Origin of the sequence: Microbacterium sp. ZW T5_56 (genome assembly GCF_044987425.1) — a bacterium.
Lineage (GTDB): Bacteria > Actinomycetota > Actinomycetes > Actinomycetales > Microbacteriaceae > Microbacterium.
In genome coordinates, this window is sequence record NZ_JBJDRI010000005.1 from 55819 (window position 1) to 76365 (window position 20547).

The following is a 20547-nucleotide window of genomic DNA, read 5'->3' on the forward strand; positions in this document are numbered from 1 at the left end:
TCTGCGACAGATACGCTCGCCCGCGAACGCTATGCGGGGCATGGGAGAATCAAGAATGCCCGAAACCTCAACCTCTGACACCGGAGGTAATGCACCCGACTCCCGCATCGATCGGCTTGAGCAGGAGCTGGACGTGGTCCGTGCGCAGCGTGACGCCGCGCGGCGGCAAGTACGGGCGTTGGAGTCGTCCACCGCGTATCGCATCGGCGGCAAGGCCGCGTGGCTCCCTCGGAAGCTGCGTGGGCTTCGTCGTCGGCTGACGTCGCGGGGAGAGGGCGCGCCGGTGTCGGGTTCGCAGCGGGGGCCCCAGGTGGCGGGGGAGTCGGTGTCGGGTCAGCCCACACCGTTCCGTGCGGTGCCCGGTACGGTCTCCACGGTGCGCGTGGCGGAGCCGGACGTGAGCGTGGTGGTCCCCGTCCACAACTCCGAAGCGTGGCTGGACGACTGCCTGTCAAGCGTGCTGGCGCAGACGGGGGTCACGCTCGAGGTCATCTGCATCAACGACGGATCTACCGATGATTCGCGCGCTGTGCTGCAGCGCTTCGCGGATCAGGACCCTCGGGTCAGCATTATCGACCAGCCCAACCAGGGCCAGTCAGTCGGGCGCAACGCTGGATTGGACGCCGCGGCGGGGCGCTACCTCATCTACCTCGACAGCGATGACTTCTGGCCAGACGACACTCTCGCCGGTCTTGTGCGCCGCGCAGACGAGCAGAACCTCGATGTGTTGATGTTCGACTGCTACGCGTTCCTCGATGGAACGGTGGCAGCGGCTACCTGGAAGCGATACTCCACCTACTACCAGCGCGCGCACGCCTACGGCGAGGTGCGGCCCGGGCCGCAGATGATCGCGGACATGCGGCGAAATCGCGACTACCGCCCGCACGTGGGAATGTACATCGCACGGACCGCCTTCGTAAGAGACAGCGCCTCGCGCTTCATCCCGGGCATCATCCACCAAGACAACCCCTACACGTTCGCCCTGCTGCTGAACGCAGAACGCGTCGCTCACACGGACGCGGACATCTACGCACGTCGTATCCGGCCTGGTTCGACGATCACCACCCTGCATGATGCTCGGTCGGTCGGCGGCTACTTTCTCAGTTACGTGGCGATGGTTCGTGAGATTCAGGGGCGTGAGTTCACGCCCGAGGTCACCGACATGATCGCGGAGGTCGTGTACGGCGTCTTCGACGGTGCGTCGAAGAAGGTGGCCTCGCTGACGCCGTCTGAGCTGGCCGAGGTGAAGGCTCTCGACGGGCGCCCGGACGCGCAGCTCGCGTTCTTCGCGCTGAAGAAGTTCCGCTCCCGCTGAACGAGTATCCGCCGTTACGGCCGCTTGGTCCGTGCGTCATTGCGATTCGGGTCGCGGCAAGAACTCGTACGCCGCAAGCAACCATTCGCGCATCTCGCGCTGCAGTTCCTGCTCCAGGAAGGCGCTGAAGGGGCCGCGCAAGAGCGGCCAGATGCAGTGCTTCACGATGACTGGATGCCGGTCTGCATCAGGGCAGACGATCGCCCCGATCAGGCGGAGATACTTCATCGTGGCTTCCTCCCCGATCGCGACGACGGTTGCGAGGACACTTTTGACGGCATGCTTGATGGGAACGCGAAGCCAGTCGAACGCGTCGATGTCAAAGGCACGCGCCACGCCTTTCTGATTGAACAGGATGTCGGCCGCTTCGTAGCTATCGGTCCCTTTCCGGCGGAGCAGATCGATGACTGCATCGACGGCTTCGTCGAGCGACTTCGATACGAAGCCGGCGACCTCGTCGTACGCACGGCAGACCGCGCCGAGCACAACGCACCACAGATGGCGGGTGCGCTTCTTCTTGGCACCATCACCCTTCAAATGCGACTCAACCTGAGCACTCACCTCCTCCGAAATCCCTCGAGCAAGGACTGCGATCACGTCAAGCTGGTCGGGAGCGGTGGCGCTGGGTTGAGCCGACGCCTCCGAGATCACGGCGATGATCAACTCACTGACAACCCCCTTCAGCGCCGGGGACCGAGCAGCGCTGGCGCTGGCGGATGTCGTCTGCCGTGGCTCATCGTCGAGAGCGCCCCAACGAAGCGGAGACACCGTGTCTCGGGCCTGAGCGTGCGTGGCGTCATCTCGCGAGACAAATCCACGGACGAGGAGATGTCCATGGAGCGTGTTTCCGCACGCGCATATGCAGGTTGTTCCAACTGATTCTTCGCAACGGGTGGAATGCATGGTGAGCCCTCTCGGTGGTCAGATGTGCGTATCACCGAACGGCTTCGGGCGTGAATGGGGCTGTGGACAACGTCGTGCCGAGAACGCTCCTCCCACGGGGGAGCGAATAGCCTGAAGAAGTGAGCTCCTCCCGTCGTCGTCCCACCCGCACGTTCGTGTCCCTCACGGGGCCGGCGGGAAACATCGGCGACGCGCTGATCCGCCGGGAGACGCTGAATTGGGCGCGGGGCACCTCTGACGAGTTGGTCGCGTACGTGGGCGAAGCACCCGACGTATGGCTGCGTCAGCTCGGCGTTCCCACCGGCACCATCGTGCTGCGCACCAAGCGCAGCGTCCCGCGCTGGCTCTGGCTGCTGACCACGGCGCCGGGGCGACCCGTCCTGGTTCTGGAGGCGGGAGAGGTGCCGCTCGACCGCGGGAACGGCCTGCGTGAGCTTGTCTTCCTCGCGGAGACGGTGATCGTCCGACTCAAACGGGGCGTCGTGGTGCGGCCACCGAGGGGCATCCGCGCTGCCTCGAACCCGGCGCTGTGGCTGCACGCGGTCGCGGCTCGGCTGTCGCAAGTGGCCACGTGGCGGGATGAGAAGAGCGCGGCGTTGGCCGGCAGCAAGCACGTGGTTCCCGACATCGGCTTCGCGGCGGGAGTGCGACCGGGATATCCCTGGGCCGAACGAGATGAGCTGATCATCAGCCTGCGCGGGGCGCGACCGATGCCGTCACCGGCCTGGATCGAGGCGGTCCGGTCGTTCGCTGCCGCCCAGGGCCTGCGCATCCGCACGGTCGTGCAGGTACGTGAAGACGAAGAGCGCTCGCGGGAGCTGGCGGACGCGCTCGGAGGCGAGTTCGAGGCCTGGGGCGACACCGACGCGGTGGCTCAGGAGCGCGCTCTGCGGGATCGATACGACCGCGCGCGCATCGTGATCAGCGATCGGATGCATGTGCTGGTCCTCGCCGCGTTGAGCGGCGCGGTGCCGGTCGAGTTGGTCCCTGCACCGACGGGGAAGATCACAGCGGCGTTCGCGGTCATCGGGCTGCACGACATCACTTATGACTCGTCCCATGCGGACGTCGCTGCGCTCACGCAGGTGCTGACCGACCAGCTCGGGAGGCGCGACGAGGTCGTCGCCGCCGTCGCTGTTGCCGCGGACAAGATCGCCCACGTCGAATCGCGGATGCGCGAGAGCATCCGACGGGCGCGACGATGAGCGCCCCGCGCTTCCTGCTGCTGTCCCACAGCCACGCGTTCGGTCCGTTCCGCGTGGGGAGTCATCACTACGCGCGCACGCTCGCGGAATCCGGTGCCGACGTGGTGCATCTGTCGACGCCGGTATCGCTGGCGCACCGGGTGACGGGGCGCATCGACTCGCAGACGCTCGCGATGCTGCCGCGGGGGCCGGTGCGCGATGCGGCGGGCGTGACGCATCTGGTCCCTCGCACCCTCGTGCCCGTGCCCTACGGGCGGTTCCGGGTCGATCGGGAGCTGCGTCGGCACGGGATCGCAGATCGATTCGATGCGATCCTCATCGATCAGCCGCTGCTCTGGCATGAGTCGGTGCGCTCGCTCACCGAGCGACTCGTGTATCGGCCGACAGACATGTATCCCGACGGCGTCAAGCACGGTCTCCAACAGCGCATCATCGCGGCTGCGGACGGAGTGCTGGCGACGTCGTCTGCGGTGCTCGGGGCACTGGGCGACGTCGGCGTTCCGACGCTGGTGATCGAGAACGGCGTCGACGCGGATCGGTTCGCCGCACCGCAGGAGTCTGATGCGCGCGAGGCGCTGTGCGTGTACGTCGGAGCGCTCGATGGGCGATTCGACTGGGAGCAGCTCGCTGCGTGGGGACGGATGCATCCGGACGTGCGCTTCGTCGTCGCAGGGCCGGGAATCGCGCCGCTGACCCTCACCCCGAATGTCGAGATGCTGGGGGCGATCGCCTACGACCAGCTTCCGGCGCTGCTGCAGCGAGCGCGCGTCGGGCTGCTGCCGCTGTCGGATGATCCGCTCAACGCGGGACGCAGTCCGATGAAGCTGTATGAGTACCTGGCGGCGGGGACGGCCGTGGTGACTCGGGAGACGCCGGTGCTTCGTGCCGACGCGGAGTCAGGGGTATACACGTATCGGGACGGTGACGACGCGGACGCGGCGCTGCGTCGTGGTCTCGCGCATCCGTCGCCGAACGCGGCCGGCGTGCGACGGGCCGCGGCGGAGGGCTGGGGTGCGAAGACGGCGCAGCTGCAGCGGTTTGTATTCGGGCTCGCGTCGCGCTGACGCAGCCGCGGGGCGGGGTGCCAATGCGGGGTGCCAGGGCGGGTGCTCAGAAACTGTGCGAACTCAGCCGAGGGCGTGCCGAAGCTCATCCGAGATGAGGGTGGCGGTGCGGTCCCAGTCGTAGCCGGTGGGGGGCTCCACCCGGCGACGGGCGTCGACGGCCGCTGACAGCGCAGCAGCCCACGCGGATGCATCGTGGGCCTCCGGCACGGCCCAGCCTCGATCGCCGACGATCTCGGCCACAGATTCGCAGCCGGGCCAGAAGATGACGGGAACGCCGCAGGAGATCGACTCCAGAGCAGGGAGGCCGAAGCCCTCGTCGGTCGACGGCTGCACGGTCGCGACAGCACCGCGGTACAGCTCGGCGAGGCGGTCATCGGTGACCCCGTGCAGTAGCTCCACGCGCGATGCGACGCCCGCAGCGTCGGCCCACCCCGTGGCGGTATCGACCTCAGACTCCGGAAGAACCGCACGAAGCGTCAGGCCGGGCACCTGCGCGAGAGCCCGCACCACGACCTCGAGATTCTTGTGTCGGCGGGTGTTGCCCACGTACATGACGTACGGATCGGCATCCTCCTGCGCGGGTCCGTCCGGACGAAACGCCGCGGAGCAGCCGTTTCCGGCGTTGACGACCCGCACACTGTCGTCGCGCAGCCAGGCTCGGATGTCGCGGGCGGATGTCTCCGACACGGTGAGCACCACTCCGGCCCGGCGGATCGTGTACCGTACCGGACCCGCGTAGTAGGCGGCGAACTTCGCCCGACCGGGCCACGGGGATCGCAGCTGAATGAGGTCGTGGACCGTGAGGATCTGGCGGGGCGCGCGCACCAGCGCGCCATAGCCGGGGGAGTACACCACATCGTGCTCGCCGACTTCGGGCAGCCCTCGAAAGGCATCAGCGGGGGAGTACGGGGTTCCGGTGAGCCCCAGCGGCTCCCATTCGGGCTCGAGTCGTGCCAGCACCTCGCGGGCGTAGCGACCGATGCCGTGAGCGCCGCGATAACGGTCGTCGACGAAGAGGGTGCTCATGGGGCCGTGCCGGTCGTGCTCGCCACCCACGCCGCGATGCGCTCGGAGAACACGGCGGTATCGAACTCGTAGGCACGCGCCACGCAGGCGGCGGGATCCGCGGCGGCCGCGCGCTCGACCGCGGCGCGCAGCTCATCGCCGGTCCAGTCGTGCACCAGCGCCCCCGTCACGCCGTCGACAACGGTCTCCGCCGTGCCGCCGATCGCGCTCGCCACCACGGGAGTGCCGGTCGCCATCGCCTCCACCGGCATGATGCCGAAATCCTCGATGGCCGGGAAGATCAGCGCGAGAGCGCGCCGATACAGCTCAGCAAGCATCGCCGTCGACGGGCTGTGAACGAAGGTCACCCGCGCGCGACGAGCCTCGGCGTACTCGCGGAGGCGGGACTCGTCGGGACCACCGCCGGCGAGCACCACGGGGAGATCCGCGGCGATTCCGGCGTCGATCACCCGGTCGAGGCGCTTGTACGGGACGAACCGAGACACACCCAGCAGGAACGGCGAGGGCAGCGCATCGATGCGGGCGTTCTCTTCCGGCGACGCGGCGGGAGGGGAGGCAAACGCGGCGACGTCCACCGGAGGATGGATCACCGTCGACTCACGTTGCCAGGTCTGCGCGATGCGGTCGGCGATGAACGCACTGTTGGCGGCGATCGCGATCGGTTCGGCAGCCCGGCGACGATCCTGCGGCTTCAAGACGCTCGACACGAGACGCGCCGCGATGCCGGAACCACGCCCGTCGAGCTCCGGGGTCCAGACGTAGCGCGCGGGGGTGTGCGCGTAGACCAGCTTCGGTGCCATGCGGGCGGGGCCGGCGAAGCGTGCCTGGTGCGCGAACACATGACTGCTGCACAGGACCCAGTCGGCCTCGCGGGCCGGGAGATGACGCCACGCGAACGGCATGAAGGGGAGCGCGGCCGCCTTGCTGCGACGCAGCGGCGTGCGCGCGAGCATCGTCTCCGAGACGTCGGTGAAACGGCCGTCGCTATCATTCCAGAGGCAGAAGCGATCCGCCTCGGGGAAGACGTCGGAGAGCGCCTCGAACACGTTCTCCGAACCGCCGTGACGGGCGAGCCACTCGTGCACCAGAATGCCGGACACGTCGCACCTCCCCGCTTCTGACGGCCGCGCCGCGCCTGGGCAGGGCGACGTAAGTTCTTCCATGTTCAGGTTACTCACGAACAGAACGGTCCACTCGTGGGCGGCGTCGCCAGCGCACGTCGCCCACGCCCTTCGTCTCGCTTCGCCCGCTCAGGAAGGTCGCACACAGGGTGGGCCGTTATGATTTCGACACACACCTGAGGAGTTCAACATCGACCCCGACGCGCCCCGCAGCCGCCGCGAAGCACGCGAGCTGACTCAGTCCGCACAGCCCACGCAGACCGTGGACACGTTCGTAGACGACACCCGGCCTCTGTCATCGGGAGGCTCCGGGGGTGAGCGTCCGCCCGTGAAGAGGCGGCGTCGGCGCTGGTGGCCGTGGGTGGTCTTCCCCTTGCTGATCGTGCTGATCGCGGGTGCGGTGTTCGCCGCGATGTTCGTGAAGGAAGCCATCAAGGTCCGCGACCTCCTGGAGCAGACCAAGGACAAGGTCACCGCGGTGATGCCGATGGTGCAGTCCGGCGACATCGCGCAGATCCAACCGATCGCCGAAGAGGTGCTGGCGCTCACGAAGGAAGCCGACGGCATCGTCCAGGGCGAGCTCTGGGACATCGCCGCGAAGGTGCCGGTGGTGGGCGCCAACGTCGCCGCCGTGAGCGAGACGACACAGGCCACGCACATCCTGGTGCGCGACGCGCTGCCCACCGGGCTCAACCTGATCGCGGCGCTGGACCTCAAGAACCTGACGCTGCAGGGCGGCGGCTTCAACCTGCAGCCGTTCCGCGATGCCCAGCCACAGATCCCCGCGCTCGCGGCCACATTCGCGGAGGCGAAGTCGCACGTCGACAAGATCGACCAGGCCGCCATCCTGCCGTTCGTCAAGGACAACATCGGCCAGCTGGTGGACATCATCGACGAGGCGTCGCCGGCGTTCGATCTGGCGGAGAAGTACCTGCCCGCGATGCTCGCGATGCTCGGGGCCGACGGCCCGCGCGACTACATCCTGCTGTTCCAGAACAACGCCGAGATCCGTTCCACCGGTGGCAACCCTTCCAATGCGGCGGTGCTGCACGTGGACAACGGCAAGATCGAGATGCGCGACGACTGGGAGAGCGCGGCGTTCGTCGAACGGGGACTGGGCGGAACCGGCTTCGCACCGATCGAGCCCGCCGAGAAGGCTCAGCTCTTCGAGAACGACACCTGGAACAACAGCCAGAACTTCAGCCGGTATCCCGACTTCCGCGACACGGCTGACGTGGTCTCCCGGCTGTGGACGGATGTCAGCGACACCCCGATCCAGGGCGTCATCAGCCTCGACCCCGTCGCGCTGTCGTACATGCTGCGCGTCACCGGACCTGTCACGGTCGACGGTGAGGACGAGCAGATCACCGCAGACAACGCGGTGCAGCTGCTGCTCAGCGACACGTACGAGCGCTTCGGTGCGGACGGACTGGCGGCCAGCTGGTACTTCGGCAAGGCCGCATCCGCGATCTTCGACAAGGTCGCCGCCGGCGGCTGGGACCCCCTCGCCATGCTCGACCAGCTCAAGGCGGCCGCAGCGGAGCAGCGCATCTACCTGTGGTTCCCGGATGAGGCGTCGCAGGCCATGTCGCACGAGCTGAGCCTCGACGGCGCGATCACCAGTGACAACTCGCAGACGGTGCAGACGGGGATCTACCTCAACGACACGTCGTACTCGAAGCTGGAGTACTGGCTGGGTACCACGATGGCCGTGAGCTGCAACGCCGAGGCGCGCACCGTCACCACGAGCGTGTCGATGACCAACAGCATCCCCGACTCGATCGGAAGCACGTACACCCTGGGCCGCCGCAACACGCAGTGGGGTTACTCCAGCAACACGATCACGTTGGATGTGCTGGGTATGGCGATTCCCGGGGGCGAACTGGTCGGCACCGATCCCGGCGAGGGTGACATCAGCTACAACGACCGCTCCGGCGTCTACAACGGACGCCAGACGCAGAGCCTCACGGCAGCCATCGGCCAGGGGGAGACGCGCACGTTCTCGTTCACCTCGTCGGTCCCGGCGGATGCCACCACTCCCTTGAGCGTGCGATGGACACCCACCACCTCGAAGACCCCGGTCACCATCGAGGAGAGCTGCCAGTCGATGTTCCCCGGAACGACCCTCCCGGCAGGCTGACTGTGAACTGACTATGTCCGTCTGTGTCGGCTCTGTTGCTCGACACCCCAGACGTAGCAGAATGAACGCGGCTCACATGGGCCGTGAAACCAATCCGAAGGGGAGCACCCATGGGTATCGATGACGTGGTGAACAAGGGCAAGGAAGCCGTCAGCGAAGGCGTTGACAAGGCCAAGGACCTCTACGAGCAGAACAAGGACAAGGTCGACGAGGCCCTCCACTCGGAGCAGGCCGAGGGAATCAGCGACTCGATCCTGGACGGTGTCGCGAACCTCGCCAAGAAGGTCGCTCCCGGTTCTGCCGAGAAGATCGACGAGATCCGCGACAACGTGGACAAGCAGGTCGGTAACGAGTAAGTCACCCGACTCCGACGAACGCCCGGCCCCCGCGAGGGGCCGGGCGTTCGGCTTTTGTAAGCCGTGCTGACGAACCTGGGAGGCACCTGGATAGGGCTTGGGCGTGTCGGGTTAGGTTGGGATGAGGCCACCCGAGGCCGTGCGCTTTACCCCCAAGCCAGAGTCCCCGATTCCGACCCGTGGACTCATCCCCCGGAGATATCCCCGTGTCTTTTGTGCGCTCGCATACCCACGCCCCGATGACCCTGCGAACATGGTTCGCGCGACTGGTGATGGTGGTGGTGACCGCACTCGTGGCGGGACTCGCCGTCGCGCCCGCCGCCTTCGCGACCGTCCCCGTGACGGTTCCGATCGGCTCCACTCCCACCACGCTGGGACTCACCGTGGAGAGCGACCAGCTTCTCGCGGGGGAGAAGTCGAACGTCACGGTCGCCGCGACCAACACGACGGGGCCCGATCAGTACAACGCCAGTGTCGTGGCGGTGCTGCCCCCGGGCGTGAGCTTCGTGGGGCCTGCGGTGGACGGACAGGGTAGGCAACTGCCCGCCCCGGTCGCCACCCCGTGGTGCGCGGTGGCGAACGACCCCGCGTCGTGTGGTGTGGTGCTGACCTGGCCGAACATCTCCGACTTGGTGACCGGTTCCAGCGTCACCGTCTCGTTCGATGTCGCCGCCGACGACGCGCGACACCCGGTGGGGTCGGAGTTCACCGTCGGCGTCGGGGTGTACGCCAACGCCAATGAGCGCACAGTTCCCGCCGTGCAGGTTCCCGCCGTCGGCACTCCGACCGTGACCGGTGCCACGAGCAGCGGCGTCAAGGACCAGACTGTCATGGTGGTTCCGCTGAAGCTCTCCAAGACCACCACGAACACGCCGGAGAGCGAAGCGCTGCGTGGCCAGCCCATCGATTACCAGCTCACGGTCCGCAACGCCGCCGCCAACGCCGACACGGAGAACGTGATCGTCGTCGACAAGCTCCCGGGCGTGATGACAATCGACAGCTGCGACAGCACGCGGCCGTGCACCACCGCGATCATCGAGGAGAACGGTCAGGTCTTCACGCAGATCACGTGGGACCTCGCCACCCTCAACCCGGGGGAGGAGGTCGTGCTGAAGTACACCGCACACGTGGACCTCAACCACGTCGCCGCCGATGGCACCCTCACGGGCGGTGCCACGCGTCCGGTCGGAACGGAGCCGGTGGACGGCTACGGGAGCGAGAACACCGCACACGCCACGGGCCGCTACCTCGGCAACGTCAAGGACGAGGCCTCGCGCACGGTGGACGTGCAGGACAGCCACAGCGTGCAGGTGCTGGATCTCAGCATCCTCAAGGGCGGCGACAGCGGCGTGTTCCAGGAGGGCACCGTGCGCGCGTACACCCTCACGGTGCGCACCAGCGAGTACGTCAGCGCCGCCGGCATTACCGTGACCGATACGCTGCCCGACGGTCTGTGCCCGGTGATCCCGCAGGGCGGCCCGGCCGTCAGCCTGCCCGCGTCGTGCGACAACGACGCCGCGCCCTACACGCTTCCTGCCGGTGTGACGCTGACGTCTGTCACCACCAACGCCGATGGCCTCTACGTCCTCACGTTCGCGCTGACCGATATGGCGGCGTCGTCGGAGACCACGTTCAGCTACCGCGTCATGCAGCGCACCGACTACGGCAGCAACACCCGCAACACGCTGCCCACCGTGGCCGGGGACTCGTTCACCAACAACGTGCGCGTCGACGGCACCACCAGCCCCATCGCGGGGAACACGGTGGATCAGGGGCCGGTGACGTCCACCAACACCTCCTCGCACACGCTCGAGACGGACCAGGTGACCGTTGTCAAGGAGGCGTGGACCAACCCGAACCGGATGCCGATCGGCGGCGCGAGCGACTGCAACCTCGGCGACTCCGCCAACTGGACGTCCACGGGCGGTCCCGTCGTCCGCTTCGGCGACCTCATCTGCTTCCGCATCTCGATCGACTTCCCCTCCGGAGTCGACACCCGCAATGCGCGACTGACGGACTTCATCCCGCCGCGCACCACCGCTGTCGAGGTCGTTCCGACCACAGCGAACAATGTCGCCGTCCCCGGCGTGACGAACACCACTTGGCAGCAGGGCGACAGCCTGAACTGGCTGCTCGGCACCCCGAACGGCGGCGCGTCCTACGTGAAGCCGGGCGCGCACCTCGAGCTCCTCGTCGTCGCGAAGATCACCGAGACGAACCTCACCACCAAGCCGGACGTGCTGGGCAACCTCGCGAAGCTGCGCTACCAGAACACCGATGGCGAAGTGTTCTCGGCGCGCGCCTCCGCGGACTTCTCCATCGCGCCCGTCGTGCCGCTGAGCCTCGACAAGAACGTGACCCCGGCAACCGGCAACGCCGACGCCACGCAGGGCAAGGTGTTCCGCTACACGATCGACGTGAAGAACGAGGGCGCGGCGGCGAATGCCACCGACCAGCCGGTCAGCAAGATCACCGTGCGTGATGCGCTGCCGCTGGGGGTCACCATCGACAACGTCACCAACGTGACGCCGGGCAACTACGTCGCCGAGGTCGCGTCGGCAGGGTCGCCGTTCGCCGGACAGACGATCCTCACGTGGATGATTCCTGGGCCGCTCGCTCCCGGCGCGACCACGCGCATCTCCTACGACATGACGATGCCCGCCACCGTGGGCCAGGGAACCAGCCACACGAACACCGCCGGTGTCACGTCGTACTTCGTGGACAGCACCGACAGTGACACCACGCAGGAGCAGATGTTCCCGCAGAACAACCCGTTCGCGGGCTCCTCCTACCAGCCGAACGCGCCGGCGGCGAACGACACCGCCACGATCACGACGCCGAAGGCGACGATCCTCAAGGAGCGGGTGGCCACGGGCCTCACCGAGCCCGGCAACAACGCTCAGTCCCAGGCCACCAACGGCGAGTGGGTGCAGTACAAGTACACCGTCACCGTCCCCGCGCAGACGACGATCTTCGCGGGGTCCACGGCGGACATCCTCGGTGCGGGTCTGCGTCAGGACGACACGCGTCCGGTGAGCGCGGTCGGACCGAATGGTTCCGCAATTGCAGTGCAGCCGAACAGCACGTGCGCCGGAGCCGTCGTCGACGTGACCCTGTGCGCGAATGGTGCGCTGAAGTTCCCCACCTCCTGGCGGAACACGTCCAACAGGCCGGCCACGTTCGTCGTGACGTACTACGCGGTCGTGAAGAGCGCGGCCACCGGGACGCAGAACAACACGGCGACCCTGTCCGCGGCTCCCGCCGCGGGTGGCACGGCCGTCGAGATCGGTCGCTCCACCACGGGTATCAGCGTTGTGCGGCCCACGCCGAAGATCGAGAAGAACCTGAAGAGCCCGGCGGACGGTGCCGTGTCTCCCGGGGAGACGGCCACCTACACCCTCACGGCCACCAACACCGGCGGATCGGTGCTGCATGACTGGAGCGTCCTGGACTGCATCCCCGTGGAGCTCGGCGCTCCGATGGGCTTCACCACTCCCGGAACCGGCACGTTCGTCGCCGGAGGCACCTGCGCCGCGGGCACCACGGCATACACCTGGGCGGGTGAGGGCCCGCTCGCGGCCGGAGCATCGGTGAAGGCCGAGTACACGCTGAAGATCCCGAACACCGCTGCGGCGGGTTCGTCGTACGTCAACACGGCCGCGATCACCGGCTACACGCACCCCACCAACACGGCCGATCGCGCGAAGCGGGAAGCAGGTCCGGTGCAGGCCGTGGTGCGGGTGGATCCGGCATCGCTCACCAAGAGCACCACCCAGAAGAACGTGGTCGCCGGTCAGACGGTCACCTGGACTCTCACCTCGGTGATTCCCGCCAATGCGTGGCTGTACGACGCTATCCTCACCGACACCGCGGCGGCCGGCCTCGGCGGTGCCGCCGGAGTGACGTGGGATGCGGACAGCCTCTCCTGCACCGCGCAGGCGACGGGCGCATCGCTTCCCTGCGGCTTCACGCTGGGCACTCAGTCCACCAGTGGTGGCGTGAGCATCGCCGAGCTGCGCGGTACCGACCCGTCGGGGCATGTCGCCCCGTCCAGCCAGGTTCGTGTGGTCACGGTGACGGTGCGCACCACGATCCCGAAGAACGCGACTCTCGCCGACGGCACCACCCTGTCCAACAGTGCCACCATCGCGTGGAACCTGACGCCGAAGACCAGCTCCGGCCCGAACCGCGACACGAGCACACGGGGGTCGGCGACCACCACCTTCCGCGCCCCGGCTGTCGCCGTGGCCAAGACGGTGAGCACGGCCACCCCGCAGCCGGGTGAGGTGTTCACCTACACCGTCACCGCGACCTCCACCGGGTCCGTGCCGGCTTACGATGTCGTGCTGCAGGATGCTCTCCCCGCGGGCGTCGTGGTCGTGAACGCAGACGGGCGCCCGATCACGGGCGGCACCACCGCGAGCCCGAACGCGGGCGAGCAGCCGGGACAGGTCAGTGGATCCACCATCGCGTGGAACATCGCGACGATCTCCCCGCAGACCAGCACCACGCGTACGTTCTACGTGAAGCTGGCGCCGTCCACCGACATCACTGCGGCGGCGATCCGCAACTCCGCGTCGGCTCCGTCGTGGAAGTCGCTGCCCGGTACCGACGGCTACACCTACGCCTCGACCGCGACCAAGACGGTAGACGTCACCCCGCGCACGCCGAAGGTGAACGCTGCCAAGGCTGTCATCGATCCGGTTCCCACCACGGGTGCTGGCTCAGTCGCGCTCCTGAACCAGCCGGTCACGTTCCGCGTGACCCTCACGAACACGGGCGCGGGCGACGCTCTCACCGCGGGCGCCCTCGACGTGCTGCCCGACGGATGGGCGTACATCGCCGGATCCAGCCAGGGCGCCGGTGAACCCGAGATCTCGGGCGGTGAGCTCCGGTGGGACAGCGTCCCCCTGGCCGGGGGTCGTCTGACGCCCGGTCAGCAGGCCTCCTTCACGTACCAGGCCAAGCCGGTGCGCGCTGATCTCGGCGGTGACGAGCTTGGTCTCGGAGTCGCTCACACCAACACGGTCAACCCGATCGCGGTGACGGACAACGCCGGTTACGACCGCATCGGCTCCGATCGCACCTCCTACCTCGGCACCCCGGGGTCGGCCACCGTGAAGATCCCGAAGTCCGATCTGTCGGTGACGAAGGTCGTCGCCGATGTCCCGGACAACTTCGTCGCCGGTGGCACCGGAACGTGGACCGTGACTGTCACGAACAACGGTCCCGACGCGGTGAGTGGTGTTCTGCTGCAGGACACGCTCGACAACGTCTCCGGTGTCACGCTGGGCAGCCTTCCGGATGCTGCGGCGCACGGCTGGACCTGCACGCTGAACGGCGATACGTACTCGTGCACGCGCACCGATGGTGCCGCGCTCGGCAACGGCGAGAGCTGGACGCTGACGGTTGTCGTGGACATCGCGGCGGACGTGGCGAATGGCACGGACGTGCGCAACACCGCCACGGTGTCGACGCCGGCCGCGCCCGGATCGGACATCTCCCCGTACGACCCGAACCCGGACAACAACACCGATTCGGCCACCGGCACCGTCACGACGAAGGCGGACCTCGCCATCGTGAAGTCGGGCCCGGACACGGCGACCGCAGGTCAGCTGGCCACGTGGACCGTCACCGTCACCAACCAGGGACCGTCGGTCTCGCGGGGGTCTGCCACCAAGCCGATCGTCGTGACCGATGTGCTTCCCGCGGGGCTCTCCGGGGCGAGCGTCGCGGTGCCCAACGGTAGTGGTGTCGACTGCTCCCTCACCGCGGCGGAGCTGACGTGTGAGATCCCGCGCGACCTGGCTCCGAACGAGTCCATCTCGATCACGCTGCAGACGCGCGTCGCCGCGTCGGTCGTCTCGGGAACCACGATCCGGAACACGGCGACCGTGACTCCCGAGATCACGGCGGACCCTGATGCCAGCAACAACTCGGGATCTGCGCCGGTCGTCATCGGCACAGCGGACAAGCTGAGCATCAGCAAGAAGATCGTGGACCCGACCGCCGCGAACGACCTCATCGTGGTCACGCCCGGCGAGACCATGACCTACGAGGTCACCGTTCAGGCACAGGGTCCGTCCGACTCCCGCAACGTCGTGGTGACCGATGTGCTGCCCGAAGGCACCACCTTCGCCCGCCTCGGCGACGGCATGGACGACTGGACCGCGTCCGCGAACGGGCGCAACGTGACCTTCACGCACGGCGATCTCGCCGCGGGTGGGACCGCGACGTTGGTCTACGTCGTGGACATCGATCCGGCTACCACGGGAACCATCACCGACCCGGAGGCGCTGGCGAAGATCGTCAACGCGGCGCAGGCCCGTTCCGACGGCGACCGCACGAACGTCGTCGAGGTGCCCGCGGGCGTGCAGGCGAAGATCGACATGTCGGTGACCTGGACCGATGTGCCGGCGAAGGCCGTGCCCGGTGGCGATCCGTTCGACGTGACGTTGAACATCGCGAACGCCGGTCCGTCCACCTCCCACGACGGCGTGACCGTGGTCACCCTGCCCGTCGGCACGACACTGGCCGGCGACGTGCAGGACGGCGATGTGGTGGACGGCTGGAGCGTCAGCACCGTCGATGGAAAGCAGACGCTCACGCGTCCGACGCCGTATGCGCCGGGGGAGTCGCACGACTTCACCCTCACGCTGCAGGTGGCCACGGATGTCAACGGCACCGTCGACCTCGGTGTCCAGGTCTCGACCTCGAACGACACCAAGCTCGACAACAATGTGTCGTTCGCTCCGATCGAGCTGACGCCGAAGGCCGCGCTGTCCGTCGTGAAGACGCCGGATGCCACCACGGTGGTGTCGGGGACCGACGTGACGTGGACGATCGTGGTCAGCAACAACGGACCCTCGACGGCCTACGACACCCAGCTCACCGATCAGATGCCGCAGGGGCTGAAGATCACGGACGTCACGCTCGGTGACGCTCCGGCCGGAAGCCGTGTGATCGGCTTCGACGCCGACACCATGAACATCTCGTTCGCCGATCTTCCGTTGAACGGGACCGCGAGCGTGCGCGTGACCACTCGCGTCGGTACGGGCGTCCTGGATGCCACGAGCCTCACGAACACCGCGGTCGCCACCACAGGCTCGTCTGTCGACGACACCACCGGTGATCGTGTCCCCTACCCGGGCAGCGGAACCATCGTGACCGATGCGGTCAGCGGCCTGGATATCCACAAGAAGGCCATCACGCCGACCATCGACGCCGGCGACTACGCGACGTGGGAAATCGTGGTGGAGAACCACGGTCCGTCGGATGCCGCTCTGCCGATCACGATCACCGATGCGATCCCCGACGGTCTGGACTTCGTCCGCGCCGATTCCGGATCGGGGCCCATTTCCTGGGACTGCCAGGTGACGGACGGCACGCTCACGTGTGTGCTGGTGGGCGTTGACGGCGAGCAGGTGGCGCTGCCCGCGAACACCAGCGCTCCCTTCCTCACCGTGGTGACCTCGACGGCTCCGAGCCTGGACGCTCAGACCATCACCAACACCGCCGCGGTCACCTCGCCCAGCGATGCCGGGGATGAGGACTCCGCCGACATCACGGTGATCACGCGCGCTGATCTGCGGATCAGCAAGACGCACGACGTCGATATCCCGGCGATTGCCGGAACGCCGTTCGCGTGGACGCTGACGGTCACCAACGAGGGCGTCAGCGAATCGCGCGCCGATGCCGAGCACCCGATCACGGTGACGGACGTGCTGCCCGCCGGCGTCACGCTGGCTTCCGACGCCTCTGGGTGTGCGGTCACCGGTGAGCAGGATGGGCGTCAGATTGTGACGTGCCTTATCACGTCGACGATGGCTCCGGGGGACTCGGTGTCGTTCGAGGTGCCGGTGCTGCTGGCTGCGGATCTTGAGGGTGACGTCGCGAACACGGCGTCTGTCGCTCCGGGGATCACGCCGTTGCCGGACGAGGAGCCGCGCGAGAGCACGGATCTCGTCACGGTTGCTGCGGAGGCTGATCTGTCGGTGGTGAAGACGGCGAACGCCGAGTCCGCGACGGCGGGTGAGGAGTTCTCGTGGACGATCGCGGTGACCAACCACGGTCCGTCGGTGTCCCATGCGGATGCTGGGGACCCGATCACGATCACCGATCTGCTGCCGGCGGGTGTCTCGTTCGTCTCTGCTGCGGGCGACGGTTGGACCTGTGACGTGAACCTTGTCGGTCTGCTGGTGTGCCAGCTGACGGCCGATCTGCCGGTCGGTGCTGCGGCGCCGATCACGGTGACGGGTCTGGTCGCGAGCGAGGTGACGGCCGATATGGTGAACACCGCGATGGTGGCACCGGGTCTCACCCTGCAGCCCGCGGAGAACACGCAGCCGGACTCGTCGACGGTCACGACGCCCACGCTGGCGATCGCGGATCTGTCGATCGTGAAGACGGTGCTCGAGTCGTTCACCGCGGGCTCCGAGGGTGCGTACCGCTTCGTCGTGAACAACGCCGGTCCGTCCGATGCGGTGAACACGGTGATCACGGACCAGCTGCCCGCGGGGCTGACCTACGTCGGTTCGGACTCCTCGTGCACGGTCGAGGGTCAGCTGGTCACGTGCGTGCTCGGGACGGTTGCGGCGGGTGCGCAGGTCGTGGTGGACATCGCCGTGAGCGCCTCGGAATCTGCCACGGGTGACATCGTGAACACGGCCACCGTCGGTTCCGACACCACCGACCCTGACCCGTCGAACAACACCTCGACGGTGCCGGGAACGGTCGCGGAGGTCGCGGACCTGCAGATCGTGAAGTCGCACGCTCCCGAGCTGCGCGCGATTGCCGGGACCCCGTTCGCGTGGACGCTGACCGTGACCAACAACGGCCCGAGCGACTCGCGTGCCACCGAGGCGCACCCGATCGTGGTGACCGACGTGCTGCCCATGGGTGTCACGCTCTCGTCGGAGGGTACCGACTGTGCGGTCACCGGTGAGCAGGATGGGCGTCAGATCGTCACGTGCCTGATCACCTCGACCCTGGCTCCGGGTGCTTCCGTGTCGTTCACCGTTCCGGTGCAGCTGGCTGCCGACCTGGAGGGCGACATCGTCAACACAGCGTCGGTGACTCCGGGGATCACCCCGCTGCCCGATGAGAAGCCGCGCGAGAGCGCGGACACCGTCACTGTTTCTCCTGAGGCCGATCTCTCGATCGTGAAGACGGCGAACGCCGACTCCGCGACCGCGGGTGAGGACTTCTCGTGGACCATCCAGGTCACCAACCACGGACCCTCTGTATCGCATGCCGAAGCCGAACACCCCATCACCGTGACCGATGTGCTCCCCGCGGGTGTGACGTTCGTCTCGGCGACGGGTGACGGCTGGACCTGCGAGACCGGCGCTGAGGGCACCGTCGTGTGCCAGCTGGCTCAGGACCTGGCCGTCGGTGCTGCCGCGCCGATCACGCTCACCGGTCATGTGGCCGCGGGAGTGACGGGCGAACTCGTCAACACCGCGAGCGTCACTCCGGGCCGCACCCCGCAGCCCGAGGGCAGCGAGGGGCCGGACTCGTCCACGAGCGTCACTCCGGTGATCGCTGCGGCTGACGTCTCGATCGTGAAGACGGTGTCGCAGAGCTTCACGGCGGGCACCGCGGGGGCGTACCTGTTCACGGTGACGAACCTCGGTCCGTCCGATGCGGTCGGCGTGGTCGTCACGGATGAGCTGCCCGAGGGACTCACGTTCGTGAGCTCCGACGGCTCCTGCGAAGCGGACGGCCAGCTGGTCACGTGCGCGCTGGGAACGCTGGCGAGCGGTGCGGTCGTGGTCGTCGAGCTCCAAGTGCAGGCGTCTGACGACCTGAGCGGCGACGTCGCTAACACCGCCACGGTGACCTCGGACACCCCCGACTCCGACCCGTCGAACAACACATCGACGGTGACCGGAACGGTGGCCGAGGTGGCAGACCTCTCGATCGTGAAGACGGCGACTGAGGCGAAGATCGGTGAGCGCATCACCTACACGCTGCAGGTGACCAACGCCGGATCGTCCATCGCTCGCGGTGTGATCGTGAGCGACGCGGTGCCCGCATCTCTCACGGGCGTCTCCGCTGCAGGCGACGGGTGGACCTGCGTCGTCGGCGACGGCGATGTGGTCACGTGCCAGCTGCCCGAGCTCGCCGTCGGCGCCACGGCCACGGTGACAGTCACGGCCACGGTCTCGGCCGCCGCGTACCCGGCGGTGGAGAACACCGCCACGGTGACGGCGGCAACGCCGGAGGACCTCAGCACGGTGGGGGACAACACCTCCACGGTCACCTCGCCGGTTCCTGCGCTCAGCACGCTGACTATCGAGAAGCGTCTCATTGGTCAGCTGGTGACGGGTCGTACGGCGACGTACGAGATCACCGTCGGCAACAGCGGACCCACCGAGGATGCCGGTCCTCTCACGGTGACCGACGAGCTGCCCGCCGGGCTGACGTTCGCGTCGGCGGGCGGCACCTCGGATACCTGCAGTGTGCAGGGCCGCACGATCACGTGTGTGATTCCCGGCCTCGCGGCCGGCGAGGAGCGAGTGATCACCGTCACCGCGACCGTCGATGGCGGAGCGCGCGGCGAACTCGTCAACACCGCATCGGTGTCGTCGGACTCGATGAGCAACGAGGAGCCGCCGACGGCCTCGGCCCGCGGCACCGTGACGGTCGAGGAACTGTCGGTGACGGGCGTCTCGCTCGGCTACGGCGCCCCGATCGCCGTGATGCTGCTCGCCGCCGGCGCCGCGCTGCTGGTGCTCCGCCGTCGGACGCTGTCCCGCCGATGAGGTGATCAGCTTCACGACGTGAAGTATGTCGATGCCCCTCCGAAGCCGCACTCCGGAGGGGCATCGCCGTGTCCGGGGTGTGTCCCTGCGAACTGCGGCGGTGTCGCGAAACGAGGACATTTCGCCCAACGGAGGATCAATGCGTCCGATCCGTGCCCGGGTCGGCGAAATGTCCTCTGTTCGGATCCCGCTCGTGTCGGTGTGGTTTTCATCCCTGCGCCGGCTGTGGTGTCCTGCCGCCTGCGGGCGCGTCGCAAAACGAGGACATTTCACCCAACGGAGGATCAATCCGTCCGATCCGTGCCCGGGATGGCGAATTGTCCTCCGTTCGGATCGCGCCCGTGTCGGTGTGGTTCATCCGTGGTGCCGGCTGTGGTGTCCTGCCCGGCTGCGGGCGCGGCGCGGCGCGAACGGAGGATATTTCACCCAACGGAGGATCAATACGTCCGATCCGTGCCCGGGACGGCGAAATGTCCTCCGTTCGCATCACGCCCGTGTCGGTGTGGTCTTCATCCCTGCGCCGGCTGTGGCGTCTTGCCGCCTGCGGGCGCGTCGCGAAACGAGGACGTTTCACCCAACGGAGGATCAATACGTCGGATCCGGGCCTGGGACGGCGAATTGTCCTCCGTTCGGATCGCGCCCATGTCG

General features: G+C 67.7%; 9 protein-coding genes. 6 read left to right on the forward strand and 3 right to left on the reverse strand.

Annotated elements, in window-relative coordinates:
- The first annotated feature begins 55 nt into the window (after nucleotides 1-55).
- Nucleotides 56-1315 (forward strand): glycosyltransferase, encoded by a 1260-nt coding sequence (locus tag ACI3KU_RS03670; protein WP_404920936.1) that lies wholly within the window; start codon nucleotides 56-58, stop codon nucleotides 1313-1315.
- Nucleotides 1316-1351: 36 nt separating this feature from the next.
- Here the strand turns inward: ACI3KU_RS03670 and ACI3KU_RS03675 are convergent, their stop codons facing one another.
- Nucleotides 1352-1978 (reverse strand): hypothetical protein, encoded by a 627-nt coding sequence (locus ACI3KU_RS03675; RefSeq protein WP_404920937.1) that lies wholly within the window; start codon nucleotides 1976-1978, stop codon nucleotides 1352-1354.
- 359 nt (nucleotides 1979-2337) lie between these two features.
- Here ACI3KU_RS03675 and ACI3KU_RS03680 point away from each other — a divergent pair, with 359 nt between their 5' ends.
- Complete coding sequence (locus tag ACI3KU_RS03680) at nucleotides 2338-3423, forward strand: hypothetical protein (RefSeq protein WP_404920938.1); 1086 nt, start codon at nucleotides 2338-2340, stop codon at nucleotides 3421-3423.
- A complete protein-coding gene (locus tag ACI3KU_RS03685; protein ID WP_404920939.1) occupies nucleotides 3420-4487 on the forward strand; it encodes a glycosyltransferase in 1068 nt (355 codons plus the stop codon). Before ACI3KU_RS03680 ends, ACI3KU_RS03685 begins: the two co-directional genes overlap by 4 nt.
- A 63-nt stretch (nucleotides 4488-4550) precedes the next feature.
- Here the strand turns inward: ACI3KU_RS03685 and ACI3KU_RS03690 are convergent, their stop codons facing one another.
- A complete protein-coding gene (locus tag ACI3KU_RS03690; RefSeq protein WP_404920940.1) occupies nucleotides 4551-5516 on the reverse strand; it encodes a glycosyltransferase family 4 protein in 966 nt (321 codons plus the stop codon).
- Nucleotides 5513-6616, reverse strand: coding sequence for a glycosyltransferase (locus tag ACI3KU_RS03695; protein WP_404920941.1), 1104 nt, complete (start codon nucleotides 6614-6616; stop codon nucleotides 5513-5515). The genes ACI3KU_RS03690 and ACI3KU_RS03695 overlap by 4 nt, the downstream gene beginning before the upstream one ends.
- A 349-nt stretch (nucleotides 6617-6965) precedes the next feature.
- On the opposite strand from ACI3KU_RS03695, the gene ACI3KU_RS03700 reads away from it, so the two are divergent.
- From ACI3KU_RS03700 to ACI3KU_RS03710, 3 genes are all read left to right on the forward strand, one after another.
- Nucleotides 6966-8777: a DUF4012 domain-containing protein gene (locus tag ACI3KU_RS03700; protein ID WP_404920942.1), complete on the forward strand. Its 1812-nt coding sequence runs from the start codon at nucleotides 6966-6968 to the stop codon at nucleotides 8775-8777.
- Between the two features lie 110 nt (nucleotides 8778-8887).
- Nucleotides 8888-9133 carry a hypothetical protein gene (locus ACI3KU_RS03705; RefSeq protein ID WP_404920943.1) on the forward strand — a complete coding sequence of 82 codons (246 nt, stop codon included), beginning with the start codon at nucleotides 8888-8890 and terminating at the stop codon, nucleotides 9131-9133.
- 239 nt (nucleotides 9134-9372) lie between these two features.
- A complete protein-coding gene (locus ACI3KU_RS03710; RefSeq protein WP_404920944.1) occupies nucleotides 9373-19899 on the forward strand; it encodes a hypothetical protein in 10527 nt (3508 codons plus the stop codon).
- Nucleotides 19900-20547 lie beyond the last annotated feature (648 nt).

Coding starts and splice junctions, on each gene's coding strand:
- ACI3KU_RS03670 (WP_404920936.1), top strand. CDS start 56: ATGCCCGAAACCTCAACCTCTGACACCGGAGGTAATGCACCCGACTCC.
- ACI3KU_RS03685 (WP_404920939.1), top strand. CDS start 3,420: ATGAGCGCCCCGCGCTTCCTGCTGCTGTCCCACAGCCACGCGTTCGGT.
- ACI3KU_RS03690 (WP_404920940.1), bottom strand. CDS start 5,516: ATGAGCACCCTCTTCGTCGACGACCGTTATCGCGGCGCTCACGGCATC.
- ACI3KU_RS03705 (WP_404920943.1), top strand. CDS start 8,888: ATGGGTATCGATGACGTGGTGAACAAGGGCAAGGAAGCCGTCAGCGAA.
- ACI3KU_RS03710 (WP_404920944.1), top strand. CDS start 9,373: ATGACCCTGCGAACATGGTTCGCGCGACTGGTGATGGTGGTGGTGACC.